Raw genomic sequence first — 16,787 nt, forward strand, 5'->3', positions numbered from 1 at the left:
AAAATTTATGGAGAATTCCCTGAGAGTTGATTAATGAACGTATTTATTTGCTGTAAAAATACATTAATTTGCATTTCATATCAAAGTAAATTCGAAAAATATTTTTAATGAAATGCTTTTTTTTTGTTACCAAATACATTTTTATGATTTTATCAGAAAATTCAGGCGGAAAAATGCAAATAATTCTTTAAAATAAAAAAAGTCCACTAACCAGATACTGGTAGTGGACTTTTAACACCATTCAACCCAATCAATTAACTTTAAACTATTTCAAACGGCCAACGCATAATTCCACCTGCCAAATTGAAGGTATTCTCAAATCCCATATCGGCCATCAAATCACAGGCTTGGCCACTCCTGTTGCCGCTTCGACAATAGATGTAATACTTTTTATCTTTCGGTAAATTCTGAACCTGAGCAGTAAATGAAGGACTCATCATATCGATATTTCTTGCTCCTTTGAATTTACCTGATTGAAATTCACCTACGGTACGTACATCAATTATAACGGCATCTTTTTCCTTCATACCCTTATTGAAATCTTCCGCTCCTAGATCTATATAATTTTTTGGTTTTGTCTTAAAGAAATTAAACATGGTTTATTTGGTTTTATAAATTATGATAACAAATGTAAAAGAGGTAATTCTTTTAGAAAGTAACCTTCATCACATTGGATTTTTGGGAGTAGTAAATACTTCCTGTTTTTTTAATTTTCCCGTCATCTTCAAAACAATTAGTCGTATCAATAAAACCCATGGAATCCCATGGAATATAAAATCCAACCAATCCAACAACTCCATTCCTTTTGCTCCTCCTAAAATCCAACGAACCTTTCCTAAAATATGTGGTTCGGGGAAAAACGGAGCCAATCCTAAGGTTAAGGTCCATAAGATCACTAATCTCCAATTATTAATTGCCTGTTTCATAGGTTACATTTACAGCTCCTCTGACTGCTTGGGGTTCTTATTTTTGATAAATGGATAGCTGATTTGTTGCCAAAAGGTTTGTGGATACTCCTCCATTCCTTCAAAGCCCAAGGCTTCATCTCTACCTTCGTGTGGAATATAATTGGTACCAAACAAATAATCCCAAACGCTCAGCGTAATGCCGTAGTTAACTCCGTACTTTCTGTCTTTTGGTAGCTCCTTTACGTGATGCCACAAATGCATAATTGGATTATTAAAAATGTATTTCAAAGGGCCATAGGTAATTCGTAAATTTGCATGATTCAAATGCCCTATAGCTGTGGTGAAAATATGTACAATGAAAAAATCAGTCAAACCAAAACCTATCATTGCTAATGGAATATACTGGGCTGTTTTATAAATAATTGTTTCCATCCAGTGGAAGCGTAGATGTGCCGCAAAACCCATTTCCTCCACTGAATGATGTAATTTATGAAATTCCCAAAGCGCAGGTATTCGGTGTAACATGCGGTGCACGTTCCATTGTATGAAATCAGCTAAAAGAAATAAAAGCAAAAACTGCCCCCATCTTGGCCATGTTTCTATTTGAAGTGCTGCTATATTGGTTATTCCAAATAAACCCAAAAAATCATTAAAAGCTTCTACTGCCACATTGGATATCGCATTGTAAGCAATTAAGGAAAACAAGAAATAATTGAAAAACATATAAAAGCCATCCAACCAAAAATCCTTTCGGAAAATCGCTTGTTGCTTTCTCCATGGAAATACTATTTCCAATAACCAAACGGCTACTGATAAGCCCAATAACCACCAGAAATAGTTTTTGACAGAAGGATAAAACATCTCACTTACTAGGTAATTAAAGTACCCGTAATAAGAGTCTGCTATGATTTGAATGTATTTGGACACGGAATTAGTAATTTGGTGATTAAGTGATTAGTGAATAGTGAGTAGTGAACAGTTAGCAGTGAGCAGTTAGCAACAGTGAGCAATTAGCAGTGCAAACCAAGATAATCGAAAGTCCCACACACGCCCTTGTCTTGTTTCTTGTTTCTTGGTTCTTGCATCTTGTATCGTGTCACGTCCTGAAATTTCTTGACACTTTTTTAAGAATAATTCTCTTGTTTATACACCAGCATTATATCGCCGATCCTGTCTACCAAAGGTAGGAGGCATATATCAACTTATTTCGCGCAAGCATATTTCATTCTTTGTGTCTAACCTCTCGCTTCTCGTTTCTCGCTTCTCAAATTTATCTTTTAAAGAAAAGGGACAATCCACACGACTGCCCCCTTTCGACATTCCCATAAACCACAACTAATTACTTTTGGTTATATTCCTTGATATAGGCCCCCATATCAATCACCTTTGTATCTTTTAAAGCATGCTGAATGATACTCGACCCTGCTGCGGAGCGGTAACCTGTGCCACAATGAACCACAACAGGTTTATCAGTTGGAATCTCCGAAACCCGCTGCATTAACTCAGGCAAAGGGATATTGATCGAGTTGGCAAACACCTTTTGTTGGGCAACTTCACCTTCGTTTCTAATATCAATAATGGTAAATAGATCAGGGTTTGAATCAAAAGTTTCTTGATCAAAGAAACTCATGGTCATTCCATCCTTTTCAATGTAAATACCTGCACCGGCAATCAATAACTCATAGCCTATCTTAGCTGCTTTGGAAATCAGTTCATCCAAAGATGCCTCACTTTCGGCAATTAAATAGTATCGTTCTTGAGGACTAACCAAACTCCCTAACCATGTTTCAAACTTGGCACCTTTCATGATATTAATCGCATTGGGTAAATGGGAATTTTTAAAAATATCCTGACTTCTGCCATCAATAATAGTGATCCCCTCTTCCAAATCAGCCAAATCTGCCAATACCGGAACTAATTCTTTAGAATCCAAATAAGTAGGTGCTCCAGTTTTATTTAAGTCTACATTGTAAGGGAAATACTGAGGGATAAATGGCTGATCTTGCAGCAATAACTCTACGAAAGCCTCTTCATTCATTTCCTGTAATGCATAATTGGTTAGTTTTTCCTGACCAATCGTACTGCTTTTAGCGTCAGAAATAGCCTTTCCACATAAAGAACCAGCTCCATGTGCAGGATAAACTACCACATCTTCAGCCAATTTCATTAACTTCTCACGAGTACTGTAATACATCATGCGCGCCAATTCTTTACGCTGCATCATGATAGCACCCGCAGATTCCCTTAAATCAGGTCTACCTACATCACCAATAAATAAAGTGTCGCCTGTAAACACTGCTACGTCTTTACCATCTTCACTCAACACTACGCTGATACCATCCGGAGAATGTCCCGGTGTAAACATCGCTCTCATGATTACTCCATTTCCTAAATCAATGATATCGCCTTCGTCAAATGTTTGATGAGGATAATTCGCTTCTGCTAGTTTACTTATATAAACAGTAGCTCCCTTTTCATGGTGAATTTGAAGATGAGAACTCACGAAATCCGCATGTGGATGTGTTTCCACGACACCAATGATAGATGCTCCGTGCTTTTCAGCAAAATCATAATACGGCTGAGGATTCCTTCCTGGATCAACCAAAACCACCTGTTTGCCAACAAGTATTGCATAGCTAAAATGAGCTAATCCATCATCTTCAAATTGATGGATCTTTGATTTTTGCGGTTGTGCTGCTTGAACCAGAGGGGTAAATTGAGCTTTTACAAAGCCCGTAGTTAACAGGAAACTCAGTAAAACGAAGACGTATTTCATAAGATGTGGTTTAGTCCGAATACTCAAAATTAAGTAATCAAAGAGGCAATGATTGTGACTCAAGTTACATCTACATACAGGAGATAATAAATACCTTTGAAAAGAATTCAATAGTTTATTGATATTCCTTAAGATAAAAAAATATGAACCCGGATTTCTGGAACGAAAAATTCTCCACTGCACCAAATCTTTATGGTTTGGAACCTAATTCCTATTTTAAAGAAAAAATAAATCAACTCCAACCTGGGAGATTGCTTTTACCTGGTGAAGGAGAGGGTAGAAATGCGCTTTACGCGGCAACATGCGGATGGAGTGTAGATGCAGTGGATCAAAGTGAAATCGCCAAAAACACTGCTTTATCTTTGGCCATCAAATCTGGGTTATCTATCAACTACCATGTCTGTGATATCCAAAAGTTTATTCCAGAAGTAGCTTCCTATGATACTTTAGCCTTGATTTACTTTCACCTACCCAAAGAAATCATCGAAACCGCTTATACAAAGTTAGCTAAATCACTCCAAATGGGAGGAAAGTTGATTGTTGAAGGTTTTGGGAAAAATCAGCTTCGCTATAGATCCGGTGGTCCTAAAAACATTGACATGTTATACGAGCTGAAAACCTTGAAATCTATACTTCCTAATTTTGATTGGGAGGAAGAATATGATGGTATTATAGAGTTGAATGAAGGTATTGGTCATGTTGGGGAAGCGCATGTAATTCGGCTATTGGGTACAAAAATCAATTAACATGATTTTTATCAGCTTACTAAATACATTTATGATGTATATTTAAGCAACAAAAAAACCCAAACGATGAAAATTCTTGTTCCCACTGATTTTTCTGAAAATGCCTTCAACGCATTGGCATTTGCGAAAAATATTGCCAAGCAACAGAACTCCTCTCTCACCTTGTTTTATGCATTCTATGCAGTGTATGATTTTGCCGCACAGGCTACTGAAATCATCGCTCAAATAGAGGATGATGCAAAAAAAGCCATGAAAAAATTGGTAAAAGAAGGTCTAGAAGAAGGGTTGACTATTGACTACAAAATCCAACACGGCTCGATAGCCACTGCGGTTACTTCTTATGCCTATCAAAACCACTACGACCTCATTGTCATGGGAACACAGGGAGCAAGTGGCATCAAGAAAACATTGATGGGCTCTAATACTGGACATGTTATCAAAGAAAGTATGGTGCCAGTTCTAGCTGTGCCTACTTCTGCCTCCTTACCCAAAGAGGATAAAATCGCCATCGCTCTGGAATTGAAAAAGGAGTCTGAAGAAAACTTTAAGAAATTGTTTCAACTGACAGAAGCACTCAATCTACCTTATAACTTTTTCCATGTAGGAGAAAAAATGAGTTTCGACCAAGAAATTGAATTTAAAGGTTTAGAGGCGTTCTTAAAAGCGAATCATGCAAACAAATCTTTTGAATTTCAAACCATACAAGCTTCGAACATTCAAAAAGGCGTTCAAAATTATTTAGGAGATAACCCAAATGTCTTATTGGTCATGTTTTCCAAACAAAAATCCTTCTTTGAGTACCTTTTTAATAAAAGCGAAACACTTGAAATGGCCTACCACACGCATGTCCCGTTGTTAGTGATTAAGTGAGTAGTGAACAGTTGGGAATGTAGAATGAGGAATTTGGAATGAAGAATGAATAATTAGGAATGTAAGAGAGTCCTTTGGGTCCTTCGGGGGTGGTTATTTTGTTAATTGTTATGATGTAGGGGCGTTTACTGATTATCTCTATCCAATAACTATTAATCTGCGGCTTTTTCTGTGAATTCTGCGTTTTCTGCGAGAGAATCGTTGAAACCCGAGGCTATTGAGAAGTTTGACTCTATCAGAGTCTTAAACTTGGTTCTATAACTCATCTTGATTCTTGGCTCTTTGAAAAAAATCGTCCAACTTAAGACAATCGAGTCTAATCTCTCGCCTCTCGCTTCTCATCTCTATTACCCGAATCCCTACTTGGCTCCTGTTTCTTGGTACTTAAAATGGTCCAACTAGTCACATCCTATCTTTTACCCAGTCCACTATATCCTGAATAACCTTCTCTTTTTCCGGTTCGTTGACGAGTTCATGGTAAAGGCCTTCGTAGCGATGGAAAGTTTTATCTTTAGAAGAAATTTTTCGAAAGAATTGCTCTGTACCTTTAGGATTCGTTAACTCATCAGCTGTTCCATGCAATAGCAATACAGGATAACTAAATTGATTTGCATTGGCCAATGAATTATTCATCAATTTAAGTAGTTCATGACCTGTCCGTGCCGGTACGGGGTCTTGATACACCAATGGATCATTTTTATATTTTTCAACCTCTATGACATCCCTCGAAATCTTGGTTGCATCTAGTTTTAAAACTTTCAGTTTAGGAGCGATAGCACTTACGAATCCCGAGACTTTAATAAGGAATGGTGAAAGGTTATCATCTGGCATTAAAGCTGGTGCGCTTAAAATAACACCATCTGTTTTTGGTTGGTGTTCCAGTGCAAAGGCAGCCACCAACCCTCCTCCCATACTATGACCAAAAATAAAGGAAGGCTTTTGAGGAACGTATGTTTTCACCTTTTCATACAGCGCATCGATATCTTTCAAATAGTCCTTGTAGCTATCAAAATACGCCGTGGGTAAAGGGACTGATTTTCCATGCCCCCTCCCATCAAAGGTAAAGACAGACACTCCTGTTTCCACCATCTTCTCCGCAACATGAAGATACCTGCTGCTATGCTCCCCCAATCCATGCACAAGCAATAAAGATGCTTGTGCTTCTTCATCCGGCATCCAAGCTTGTAAATATAATTTCAAGCCATCATGGGTGGTATAGGAGGTTTCAAAGTGTTTCATAGTGGAGTAGTTAGTAGTGAACAGTGAGTAGTTAACAGTGATTAGTTAATTAAGTGATTAGTGATGGGAAGATTGAATCTTAATTTCTCTCTTCGGATACAAATTTTTAAACACGATTTTTTCTGCGTTTTCCGTGTATTCTGCGAGCTTTGTCTCTTGGTTCTTGCATCTTGGTTCTTGTCTCTTTTATGACCTCTCGCTTCTCAAAAGATCTCCAAGAAAAAAACCGAGCCACCTTAACAGATCACTCGGTCTATAATTCAATTTATGGAATCCACTTGATATGTTTGAAATTGGGCTTCCGCTTTTCCAAGAATGCATCTCTACCTTCTTTAGCCTCCTCTGTCATATAGGCTAAACGGGTCACTTCTCCTGCAAACACTTGCTGACCTACCATTCCATCATCTGTTAGATTCATGGCAAACTTCAACATTTTGATGGAGGTGGGCGATTTTGCTAAAATTTCCTGAGCCCATTCATAGGCCGTGTCTTCTAATTCATCATGGGGAATTACCGCATTGACCATGCCCATATCAAAAGCCTCTTGAGCTGAATAATTCCTTCCTAAAAAGAAAATCTCTCTTGCCTTCTTTTGACCGACCATTTTAGCTAAGTACGCTGAACCATAACCCGCATCAAAGCTTGTCACATCAGCATCGGTTTGTTTGAATATAGCATGTTCCTTGCTCGCTAACGTAAGGTCACATACTACATGCAAGCTATGACCTCCTCCTACAGCCCAACCAGGGACTACCGCAATCACGACTTTGGGCATGAAGCGTATCAAGCGCTGAACTTCTAAGATATTCAATCGATGATATCCATCTTCACCAACATATCCTTGATGTCCACGGGCACGCTGATCTCCTCCTGAGCAAAATGCCCAACCCCCATCTTTGGGTGATGGTCCCTCTCCCGAGAGCAGCACCACTCCAATGGAAGTATCTTCATGGGCATCTTTAAATGCATCCAACAATTCTGAGGTAGTTTTGGGACGGAAGGCATTTCGAACCTCCGGTCTATTGAAGGCAATTCTTGCGACTCCGCTGCACTTCTTGTATGTGATATCCTCGTATTCCTTTACGGTTTGCCAAGCTATACTCATAATTCTTTGTTAATTTTCCTGCAAGATAACAGCCTTCGAGGAATTTTGTTGAATTTTGGGAAGTGCTTTCTACTATGGGACAGATCATCATCGAAAACAGATTATATAGCTTTGAAGATATCCGAGCAGGGAAATATAAGGAAGAGGACCTCTATTATACCCATGCGCTTGGATTTTGTCAATCTTGGCTCACAGACCAACAAAGTTTTGAGCTACAAACATCCGGTTCTACGGGAATGCCTAAAAACATCCTCATTACTCGTTCCCAAATGGAAGTTTCGGCAATGGCTACAAGGGACTTTTTCAGAATCTCAGCTAACCCCAACCTCCTGTGCTGCCTCAATACCTGGTTTATTGCTGGAAAAATGATGCTGGTAAGAGGGATGGAATGGAATGCCTGCATTTACTTAAGTAAACCCTCTCAAAATCCATTCAAAGAATCCTCCCTCATTCAAAAGTACGAATTGGTCGCAATGGTGCCTTTACAAGTACTGAATTGTATAGATGATACGCTTGGATTACAGGGGCTTAAGGCTATCAAGAACCTCATCATCGGTGGCGCTCCCAGTTCTCATTCATTGATTGAAAAGCTTCTGGCAGCTTCTATCCATGCATACCAAACCTACGGCATGACGGAGACCGTTTCTCATGTGGCTTTAGCCCCTATTGAAGGCAAGGAACTCCAGTACGAAGTGTTACCTGGAGTTATCATTGGAGTAGATGAAAACAACAGGCTTTGGATTGAGGCTCCTATGGCAGAAGAGAAACAAATTCAAACCAATGACTTGGTGAAAATCCTTTCCCCAACCCGGTTCCAATGGCTTGGAAGAGCTGATTTTACTATCAACTCAGGAGGAGTAAAAGTTCAACCTGAATTGATTGAAAAAGCGATTGAACCTTTGGTAGTAGAAAAATTTGGAGATGTTGCATATTTTATTGGCGGCTTAACGGACGAGCAATTGGGTCAAAAAGTGGTGCTAATTGTGGAAAAAACAGATCCTTTAACCGATGAACAGTCTTTTTTAAAAAAATTGGCAGATAATTTGCCTAGGTATCATCAACCAAAAGAAATCCATTACCTGAAGTCCTTCGTTAGAACTGCAACAGGTAAAGTCAATCGAATCAGCTCGCTATCTACTATATGTTCCAGCTAATATTTCTTTTTATAAGTCTATTTTCCTTACAAAGTTCGAAGGGGACTCTTGAACTTACTGTTGAAAATGCAAAAAATGATCAGGGAATCATCCGTATATTAGTTTTTAATCAGTCCAACGGTTTTCCTGACCAAGCTGACAAAGCGATTCGGATGGCTAATGTGAGTGTCAAAAACAAGGTTGGTACGGTTAAAATTGAAGATCTTCCACTGGGCACTTATGCAGTGGCAGTCTTTCACGATACCTCAAATACAGGGAAAATCCGAACAAATGTATTAGGCTATCCTGTGGACAGGTATGGTTTTTCAAACAATGCAACTGGGCTATTAGGACCTCCATCTTTTGAAAAAGCTGCCTTTCAACTCACCACTGGTAAAAATTCAATAACCATTTCCATGCGTTAGAGTTACTTTTGCAACAAAGAAACCCCTATGATACTGCTGGACTTTCCTTACGTTTCCGATTTCCTGAAAGATACCATTGTTAGCAATAAAATTCCCGTCATAGCTACAGCCGAAGCTAAAACCATCATGCATGACCAAGATGTCAACTGGCTTTGCGAAATGGAGGCACGGGAGATTTTCAAAGCCAATCCTACACAAAAGTTATACTCCAATTCGGAAAATAGCATCAGCTGGGTTCATAAGCACCTGCCAAACTCTCCAAAAGCAAATTTGATTGAGGTTTTTAAAAACAAATTCAAGTTCCGTAAACTTATTCAAGACACTTATCCCAGTTATTTCTTTCAAAGGGTCACTTTCGATTCGTTGGAACAATTTGATTTATCAGAGGTAAGCTTTCCTTTTATCATCAAGCCCGCAGTAGGTTTCTTTAGTTTGGCTGTTTTCAAGGTTGACCGAAAAGAAGATTGGGCAGACACTGTATTCCAGATACAAGAAACGGTGTCTAAGATTCAAGATATGTATCCATCAGAGGTGGTTGACAATACAGAATTCATCTTAGAGTCATACATCAAAGGAGATGAATATGCGTTTGATTGCTATTTTAATGAGGAAGGAAATCCTGTTGTACTAAATATACTAAAGCATTTGTTTGCCTCAGAATCTGATGTTAGTGACCGAGTCTATTGTACTTCAGAAGAGATATTTCAGGAAATGTATGAACCAATCATGTCATTTTTAAAAATGGTTGGAAGCAAAGTTGATCTCCAAAATTTTCCATTACATATCGAAATCAGAAAAACAGCATCGGGTGAAATCATTCCTATTGAGGTGAATCCTATGCGTTTTGGTGGTTGGTGTACTACAGGCGATTTAGCTTGGTTTGCCTATGGAATCAATTCTTACCAGTATTTCCTAGATGGCAAAAAACCGAACTGGGAGGACATATTTGCCACAAGAAAAAATAAAATATTTAGTTTAATCCTATTGGACAATCAAGCCAAAGTCAAACAAGAAGATTTTGCAGGTTTTGACTATGAGGCTATTTGCCAAGATTTTGAAGAAGTAATCCATGTCCGCAAACACCCATTGAATCATTTTGGAGTGTTTGGTTTCTTATTTACTTCCACAAGCAAGGGCAATGAGAAAGAATTATATACCATTCTACATTCTGATTTGACCAAATATATCCGATTGCAAGATGCGGTTATTGGTTAAGTAAAAGTACTGCTGATTAATAAGTTTTCTTGAAATCTACTGATTCCGAATTTACTCCAATCTCTTTGGCTTTATATGAAACGAACCCAAAAACTTTCGGGTAAAAGTTGTGTAATTCAATAGGCAAATCTGCTAAATCTGCCTCTTCAAGGCAAAAAGCTTCCTTTCATTTCAACTAACCATATGTAAGTGTACCCATGTTTCTGATGGTTCTGCTCCTTCTGAATCATTTAAATGCTTTCAACTTCTAAACTTATTTTTATTTAACAACTCCTCAGAGGATTCTTTTGCTTCCCAAGCTATGGAAATTCGCGAAATAGGTGGACAACAAAAAACCTTTGAAGTTTAAAAAACCTCAAAGGTTACATTTCCATGGATTCTATGCTTCCTGCCGGCCCCTTAGATACTGTGCTTATCGAAGAACTCCCGTACGAAAGCTAGCAACTGATTGTCCGTTAATTTATCTGAATTCTCAACGGCAAACCATTTTTTAGCAAAAGCCTTATTTTCTTTAATTCTGTTCCTTAGTTGCTCTTTAGCTACACCTGGCCCAAACAATAAAATATCATTGTATGCATGAATCTTATTTTCTAAGAGTTTAAAATACTCTTTAAGCTCATTCTGAGTGATGTTATGCTTTTTATGTTCATTGTTGGAAGCATGTTCAGGATTGGTGGTATACCAAGTAGTGTCATTCCCCTCCCCTTCCACTCTTTTCATACTTTCATGTGGAGAATCAACCGTTTCAATGAGCTCGGCTTTTCCATCTGCATACCCTATAAAATACGCAAACGAATGGTCCAACCATATTCCAACTTTTTCAATTTTCTTCTGTTCCATAGTTATTATTGGGTTTTGTTCATAGTCCCAATTTAGAACTTATTTCCTAATCTAAAAATCCTTGCTGAGTATTTCAGTATATTTGCGGAACATTACCCAGAGGCATTCTTTTCATGACCGAATCAAACGCTACCCGCATCAATAAATACCTAAGTGAAATAGGCTTTTGCTCCAGAAGAGCTGCAGATAAACTCATTGAAGAAGGGCGTGTGACTATTAATGGGAAAATCCCTGAAATGGGAACTAAGTTGATGCCTGGAGATATCGTAAAAGTAGATGGAAAAGCTGTCGGGAGTCCAAAGTCGTCACATGTGTACATTGCTTTCAACAAACCCGTAGGAATCGTTTGTACTACGGACACCAAGGCTGAAAAAGATAATATCATCGATTACATACGGCATCCAGAGCGTATTTTTCCAATTGGAAGGTTGGATAAGCCCAGTGAAGGTTTGATTTTACTTACAAGTGACGGAGACATTGTCAACAAAATCTTGAGAGCTAAAAATAACCATGAAAAAGAATACATTGTCACTGTCAACCGCCCAATTTCTAAAGATTTCATTAAACGCATGAGTGAAGGAATTCCAATCTTGGGAACCATCACCAATCCATGCGAAGTGAAGCAGCTTTCCAAATTCAGATTTTCAATCATCTTAACTCAGGGATTAAACAGGCAAATCAGACGCATGTGTGAATACCTGGATTATGAAGTCACACAACTCCGAAGAATACGTATCATGCACATACACCTGGATTTGCCAGTTGGAAAATGGAGAGATCTTAGTCCTCGAGAAATGGCAATCTTAGAAGAAGCGATTGCCGACTCCTCCAAAACATTTGAATAATTGAATACACGACAAACACTTGCATCCATGCACTTGAAAACAGAAGACATTAGCAGATTAGAAATAGAATACGACTCAGGATTCATCCCTCCTCCATTTTCCCATATCTTTAAAATCAAATTGGGCTTTGGTAAAAAATTTATTGACACTCAACTGTATCTAGAATATACCCACCGTGAAGATTTAACAGAAGAGGAAATCTTGGATGAAGGGTTTACCCTCAACGACGATTTCACCTATCAGGGGGAAATCCCACTGATATGGGAAGAACCTATCAAATCACTCTACGCTAAAAGCAATTGGTCCAACAAAAAATTAAATGAAGAAGAGGGAGGCATCAAACTTTTGGTAAAAGATATTCATGGTAAAATAGTCAGAACCATTCCTGCGAATCAACAAGACTGGATGATTCTAGCGCAGGATGTCATACAAGCAATTTATGAACTGAGTAAAAAAGAGGCTCCTCTAAAGATCAACTACCTGATTATAAATGATCAAACTAAAACTTCGATTGAAGTTCAAATGAAATTTTCTATTCGAACTGTGGACGTTTTAATCGATGGTAAACAAAAGACAGCAGACTGGGAAGAGACCAAGAAGCTACTTTCCAATGTTTTTACACCAGACTATGATTATGGTATAGCTAAAGAACAAAAACCAACCAAATCTGGAGAATATATTGAATGTGGAGATGGATTTTGGCATGATACGCAGAAAGGCTTGATCAATCTCGATCAAGATTATAATGCAGTTAAGCACATCCGAGAAGGATTTCATCGACTCATTGAGTAGGCATTCCATTGCACATGTTACGTTTCCAACCTGAATTCAGGAGAAACACTTTTATAAAGGTCAGATTTTAACCATAAAATCTGACCTTTTTGTATTAATAGGAATAATGAGTTTGTATTCAACCCTAATTTTCATTATTTCAAATACAAATGGCAGTTATTAATTAATTTTTTAACCATTAATCAAATTTTTTAATCAATTATCATTTTTTTTGGTTTAAATTTAAACCATAAAACCACCAACCGTATGAAAAATTTATCTCGAAGAGCTTGGTTAAAGACGAGTGCACTAGGAATTGGAGCTATTTCTACACTTTCTAAGCTTCCATTACAGGCTGCATCCTCCAAATCAATCGATTACGTTAGTTTAGCGCGTGAGCTACCGCTCCCAGCGAATATGCAGGTACCTATGCGAGCCCGCTTATTAGCAAATGAAAATCCTTTCGGACCTTCCCCAAAAGCGCAGCAAGCAATCATGGATTCCATCAGCCAAGGAAATCGCTATGGGCATTCAGATGCGCAATATTTGATAGAGATGATTGCCGAAAAAGAAGGGGTGAAACCTGCCAACATCATGTTAGGTCCTGGATCAACTGATTTATTGGAAAAAACAGCTATTGCCTTGTGTAGGCATGGAGGAAATGTAGTATCCGCGGACCCTTCTTATTTGTCTTTGGTAAACACAGCGAAGGCAGTTGGAGCGACTTGGAAAGCTGTCCCTCTGACACTCGATCAAAGCCATGATCTCGATGGAATTGCGCAATCTATGGATAAAGAAACCAAGCTAGTCTACATCTGTAATCCCAATAATCCAATGGGATCCATTACTAATTTTGAAGCAGTCAAAAGCTTCTGTAAGAATAATGCTCCCAAAGCACCTATTTTTGTAGACGAAGCATATTTGGAATTTTTAGATAATCCACAGGAAAAAAGTGCTGTCAATTTAGTCGCCGAAGGACACGATGTAATTGTTGCTCGTACATTCTCCAAAATCCATGGAATGGCTGGCTTACGAATCGGCTACATGGTAGCTACAGAAGCACGAATCAAGTCTGTAACAGATATGGTCAGAAGTACAATGGGGCTATGCATCACTTCACTCAAAGGAGCCATCGCAAGTTTTCAAGATGAAGCATTCATTGCAGAATGCAGATCTCTGAATAAATCCTCCAAGGAATTCACTTCTGAACAAATTCATTCGCTCGGATACCAAGAAATCCCATCCCACACGAGTTTTATGATTTTCCCGATACGTACAAGCGCAGATACTTTTGCCAAATCTATGCTTGCACAAGGTGTCGGCATTCGTATGTACGCCATTGAAAATCAGCCTTGGTGCCGTGTAAGCATGGGAACTATGGAAGAAATGAACTATTTCATAGATGCACTTAAAGTTACAGAAGGCTGATTAACCAAACCCAAAATAACCTTTTGAATTGACTTAACTATCTGACGTTTACCACATGAATCCAGCAATTCAGAAGACACTTGCATTTCTTCTTTTACTACTAATCGGTTTTTTCCTACGCGCTAAGTTTCAATCTCAAGAGCAGCAAAAAGGACTGAAAACCATCATTCTTACAATAGCACTACCCGCTATCATCTTTGTTGCTTTGCTTAAAGCCGAAATCTCACAGGAACTACTTTGGCTCCCTGTTTTAGCACTTGGCTTTAATTTCATCTTATTCTTTGCACTTCAACACATCTTACCTTGGTATGGAATTGAAAAAGGCTCTCCTAATTACCGAACCTATTTACTATTGTTCCCTTCACTCGCCCCTGGACTTTCTTGTTTCCCTTTCCTGATTGAATATCTTGGAGATGAAGCACTGGCATGGGGGGCATTAGCGGATATTGGAAACAAATTCTTTGTTTTAATTTTTGCTTATATGGTGGCCATTCACTGGTTTTTCAAAATACATCCTACTTTGGAAGGGAACAGCCGGGGTAAAATCAAATCACTTTTAGTCAGTTTGATCAACGAACCCATCAATTTGGTGATAGTATTTGCACTTACCTTACTTGCTTTTGGAATTCGTATGGAAAATCTCCCCCCCTTTCTATCGAGCACCATTAGCAGCTTGAGCAATCTAATGACTCCTTTGGTACTTCTGTATATTGGAATAGCAGTTGTGTTTAATTGGGCTCAACTAAAAAAAATAGTTAACCTGCTACTCCTTCGCTCAGGTCTGACATTTATGCTTAGTGGTTTGTTGATTTTGTTAGTCCCAGGGTTATCATATATTGCTATACTCTTAATTGTAGTCTTCCCACAAAGTGCTATTAGTTTTTGGCCATATGCACACATGTCAGCTATCCAATCAATGGAGCGCTTATCTAGCCAAGGAAACAAAAAAACATTTGATTTAGAATTGGGAGTCAATATCCTAGCATTATCTCTTCCTTTTGCCACAGGCGTTATGCTCTCGGTTTTTTCATTTGGAGAAACATTCACATCTCCCAATCTTCTAATAAGCCTTGGAATTGCGCTGGTAAGTATCAGTGCCATCAAACCCACCTATACTAAAATCTCTGAATCGTTTTTAAAACCGGTATTCAAGAAAGACTAGTACTTAAGCCTTAAAATTTCGGATTTTAAATCAAGGATCATCTGCGATATATCTTCCAACGTCGCAGGCTGTGCTTTATCTTTGGGACTTGGGAAATCAGTACTGATATACGCTTTTGCTTCCCATATCTCTAACACATCTTCTCCTTTGACCTCATAGGGTTTGTAATGCTCATTATCTGAAACCAAAAACAGCTTCCCGTTCTCTTCTAGATAATTAAAAACCCGCTTGTAAACTACACCTTCTGTAACCGTCACCAGGACATACGTCTTACCGCTTTTGATTTGTGTCAATTGTTCTACATAACTACCAATCACCACAGTACCTGACACTAATGGAAGCATACTATCCCCGCTGAGCTCAAATGCCCGATAAGTTGCATGCGTAGAAAGATTGGGGAGCGAAAACTGCGGGAGGCTTTCGACAAACTCGGGATCAGCAAAACCATTCAGATATCCGGCCGATGCTTTTTGAGGAACCATGGGAATTTGCTCTCTGTCTTCACTGTCCACAGTAATGGCTAGCACTTTGATTTGTTTGGATTGCTGTGCCTTTCTACCCAATGCTTGAATATCATGATACAGGAGCTCATCAACAGAAGACTGAAATAGTCCGGCCAAAACCCCCAAAGTTTGCAGCTTAGGTTCGGATCTCCCATCCTCATATGCGGAAATCATGGTCCGTTGTAAGCCAAGCTTATCTGCTAATTCTGCTTGAGTCATTTGAGAAGCAGTCCGAAGATGCTTCAGGTTTTTGGCTAGTACCATCGCTTAGGCTGAGTAAAGGTAAAACTGATGATCGTCTTTAACGTGGTTCGTTATCGAGAAATGCTGACTATTCTCCAGTTGCAGCATGCGTTGATGCATACGCTTGGTGATTTCTTCTATAATCTCACCAACTGGCTTTGGCTCCTGAGTCAGCAAATAACCGTACATAGGTACCTGCTCATCTTGAAAGGTGAATTTTACCTGACACTTTCCCGAAGGCAGCTCTTTTTGCGTAATAATAATTTTTTCTTCCAATTCCATAGCTCTTGTGAATTAACAATAGCTAATATACGAATGTTGGAAATAACAACATACAAATGATGGTATTTTTAACACTATTGTGACATTTAATGTCTTGCTTTAATATAAATATGCATTATTCAGGAAATTCCACGAATCCTGTGATGAATTATCTAGTCTAGGCTTATACTTCTTATCAAATGCGCGATCAACATTCTGCTCTCATTTTTTAAGGTGTGCATCCCAATATCATCAGGTTTATATCACCTTCTTTACAATACTCATCCAACAATTAATATCCTAGCCTCACCACTGTT

18 protein-coding genes are annotated in these 16,787 nt (G+C 38.6%); 9 read left to right on the forward strand and 9 right to left on the reverse strand.

The features are described from left to right. Positions 1-260 precede the first annotated feature (260 nt). The 4 genes from IPZ59_RS17480 to IPZ59_RS17495 all read right to left on the reverse strand — a co-directional run bounded on the left by IPZ59_RS17480 (position 261) and on the right by IPZ59_RS17495 (position 3,684). Positions 261-596, reverse strand: a complete 336-nt coding sequence (locus IPZ59_RS17480; protein ID WP_236137334.1) for a rhodanese-like domain-containing protein — start codon at positions 594-596, stop codon at positions 261-263. Between the two features lie 69 nt (positions 597-665). Continuing rightward, the gene (locus IPZ59_RS17485; RefSeq protein ID WP_236137335.1) at positions 666-926 is read right to left on the reverse strand and encodes a hypothetical protein; all 261 of its coding nucleotides are present in this window, start codon (positions 924-926) and stop codon (positions 666-668) included. 9 nt (positions 927-935) lie between these two features. After that, positions 936-1,835: a sterol desaturase family protein gene (locus tag IPZ59_RS17490; protein WP_236137336.1), complete on the reverse strand. Its 900-nt coding sequence runs from the start codon at positions 1,833-1,835 to the stop codon at positions 936-938. Between the two features lie 412 nt (positions 1,836-2,247). Further along, on the reverse strand, positions 2,248-3,684 hold the full coding sequence (locus tag IPZ59_RS17495) for an MBL fold metallo-hydrolase (RefSeq protein ID WP_236137337.1): 1,437 nt from the start codon (positions 3,682-3,684) through the stop codon (positions 2,248-2,250). 143 nt (positions 3,685-3,827) lie between these two features. On the opposite strand from IPZ59_RS17495, the gene IPZ59_RS17500 reads away from it, so the two are divergent. Continuing rightward, entirely contained in the window at positions 3,828-4,430 is a 603-nt protein-coding gene (locus tag IPZ59_RS17500) for a class I SAM-dependent methyltransferase (RefSeq protein WP_236137338.1), read from the forward strand. A gap of 66 nt (positions 4,431-4,496) precedes the next feature. Further along, positions 4,497-5,300, forward strand: coding sequence for a universal stress protein (locus tag IPZ59_RS17505; RefSeq protein WP_236137339.1), 804 nt, complete (start codon positions 4,497-4,499; stop codon positions 5,298-5,300). Positions 5,301-5,702: 402 nt separating this feature from the next. Here IPZ59_RS17505 and IPZ59_RS17510 read toward each other — a convergent pair whose 3' ends face one another. Continuing rightward, entirely contained in the window at positions 5,703-6,539 is an 837-nt protein-coding gene (locus IPZ59_RS17510) for an alpha/beta hydrolase (RefSeq protein ID WP_236137340.1), read from the reverse strand. 265 nt (positions 6,540-6,804) lie between these two features. After that, the gene (locus tag IPZ59_RS17515) at positions 6,805-7,644 is read right to left on the reverse strand and encodes a 1,4-dihydroxy-2-naphthoyl-CoA synthase (protein WP_236137341.1); all 840 of its coding nucleotides are present in this window, start codon (positions 7,642-7,644) and stop codon (positions 6,805-6,807) included. A gap of 74 nt (positions 7,645-7,718) precedes the next feature. On the opposite strand from IPZ59_RS17515, the gene IPZ59_RS17520 reads away from it, so the two are divergent. Genes IPZ59_RS17520 through IPZ59_RS17530 form a run of 3 tightly spaced genes read left to right on the forward strand, consistent with a single transcriptional unit; the run spans position 7,719 to position 10,417 of the window. Further along, on the forward strand, positions 7,719-8,798 hold the full coding sequence (locus tag IPZ59_RS17520; RefSeq protein ID WP_236137342.1) for an AMP-binding protein: 1,080 nt from the start codon (positions 7,719-7,721) through the stop codon (positions 8,796-8,798). Beyond that, a complete protein-coding gene (locus IPZ59_RS17525; protein ID WP_236137343.1) occupies positions 8,786-9,202 on the forward strand; it encodes a DUF2141 domain-containing protein in 417 nt (138 codons plus the stop codon). The genes IPZ59_RS17520 and IPZ59_RS17525 overlap by 13 nt, the downstream gene beginning before the upstream one ends. Before the next feature lie 27 nt (positions 9,203-9,229). Further along, positions 9,230-10,417, forward strand: a complete 1,188-nt coding sequence (locus IPZ59_RS17530) for an ATP-grasp domain-containing protein (RefSeq protein ID WP_236137344.1) — start codon at positions 9,230-9,232, stop codon at positions 10,415-10,417. A gap of 399 nt (positions 10,418-10,816) precedes the next feature. Here IPZ59_RS17530 and IPZ59_RS17535 read toward each other — a convergent pair whose 3' ends face one another. After that, entirely contained in the window at positions 10,817-11,257 is a 441-nt protein-coding gene (locus IPZ59_RS17535) for a hypothetical protein (RefSeq protein WP_236137345.1), read from the reverse strand. 113 nt (positions 11,258-11,370) lie between these two features. Here IPZ59_RS17535 and rluF point away from each other — a divergent pair, with 113 nt between their 5' ends. The 4 genes from rluF to IPZ59_RS17555 all read left to right on the forward strand — a co-directional run bounded on the left by rluF (position 11,371) and on the right by IPZ59_RS17555 (position 15,463). Beyond that, positions 11,371-12,102, forward strand: coding sequence for a 23S rRNA pseudouridine(2604) synthase RluF (gene rluF / locus IPZ59_RS17540; protein WP_236137346.1), 732 nt, complete (start codon positions 11,371-11,373; stop codon positions 12,100-12,102). Further along, positions 12,103-12,894, forward strand: coding sequence for a hypothetical protein (locus IPZ59_RS17545; RefSeq protein ID WP_317208018.1), 792 nt, complete (start codon positions 12,103-12,105; stop codon positions 12,892-12,894). A gap of 246 nt (positions 12,895-13,140) precedes the next feature. Continuing rightward, the gene (locus tag IPZ59_RS17550; RefSeq protein WP_236137347.1) at positions 13,141-14,301 is read left to right on the forward strand and encodes a pyridoxal phosphate-dependent aminotransferase; all 1,161 of its coding nucleotides are present in this window, start codon (positions 13,141-13,143) and stop codon (positions 14,299-14,301) included. 55 nt (positions 14,302-14,356) lie between these two features. Continuing rightward, entirely contained in the window at positions 14,357-15,463 is a 1,107-nt protein-coding gene (locus tag IPZ59_RS17555; RefSeq protein WP_236137348.1) for an AEC family transporter, read from the forward strand. Here the strand turns inward: IPZ59_RS17555 and IPZ59_RS17560 are convergent. Next, positions 15,460-16,230, reverse strand: coding sequence for an XRE family transcriptional regulator (locus IPZ59_RS17560; protein ID WP_236137349.1), 771 nt, complete (start codon positions 16,228-16,230; stop codon positions 15,460-15,462). The genes IPZ59_RS17555 and IPZ59_RS17560 overlap by 4 nt on opposite strands. A gap of 3 nt (positions 16,231-16,233) precedes the next feature. Then, positions 16,234-16,491: a hypothetical protein gene (locus tag IPZ59_RS17565; RefSeq protein ID WP_236137350.1), complete on the reverse strand. Its 258-nt coding sequence runs from the start codon at positions 16,489-16,491 to the stop codon at positions 16,234-16,236. Positions 16,492-16,787 lie beyond the last annotated feature (296 nt).

Source organism: Mongoliitalea daihaiensis, assembly GCF_021596945.1.
In the GTDB taxonomy this organism is placed as follows: domain Bacteria; phylum Bacteroidota; class Bacteroidia; order Cytophagales; family Cyclobacteriaceae; genus Mongoliitalea; species Mongoliitalea daihaiensis.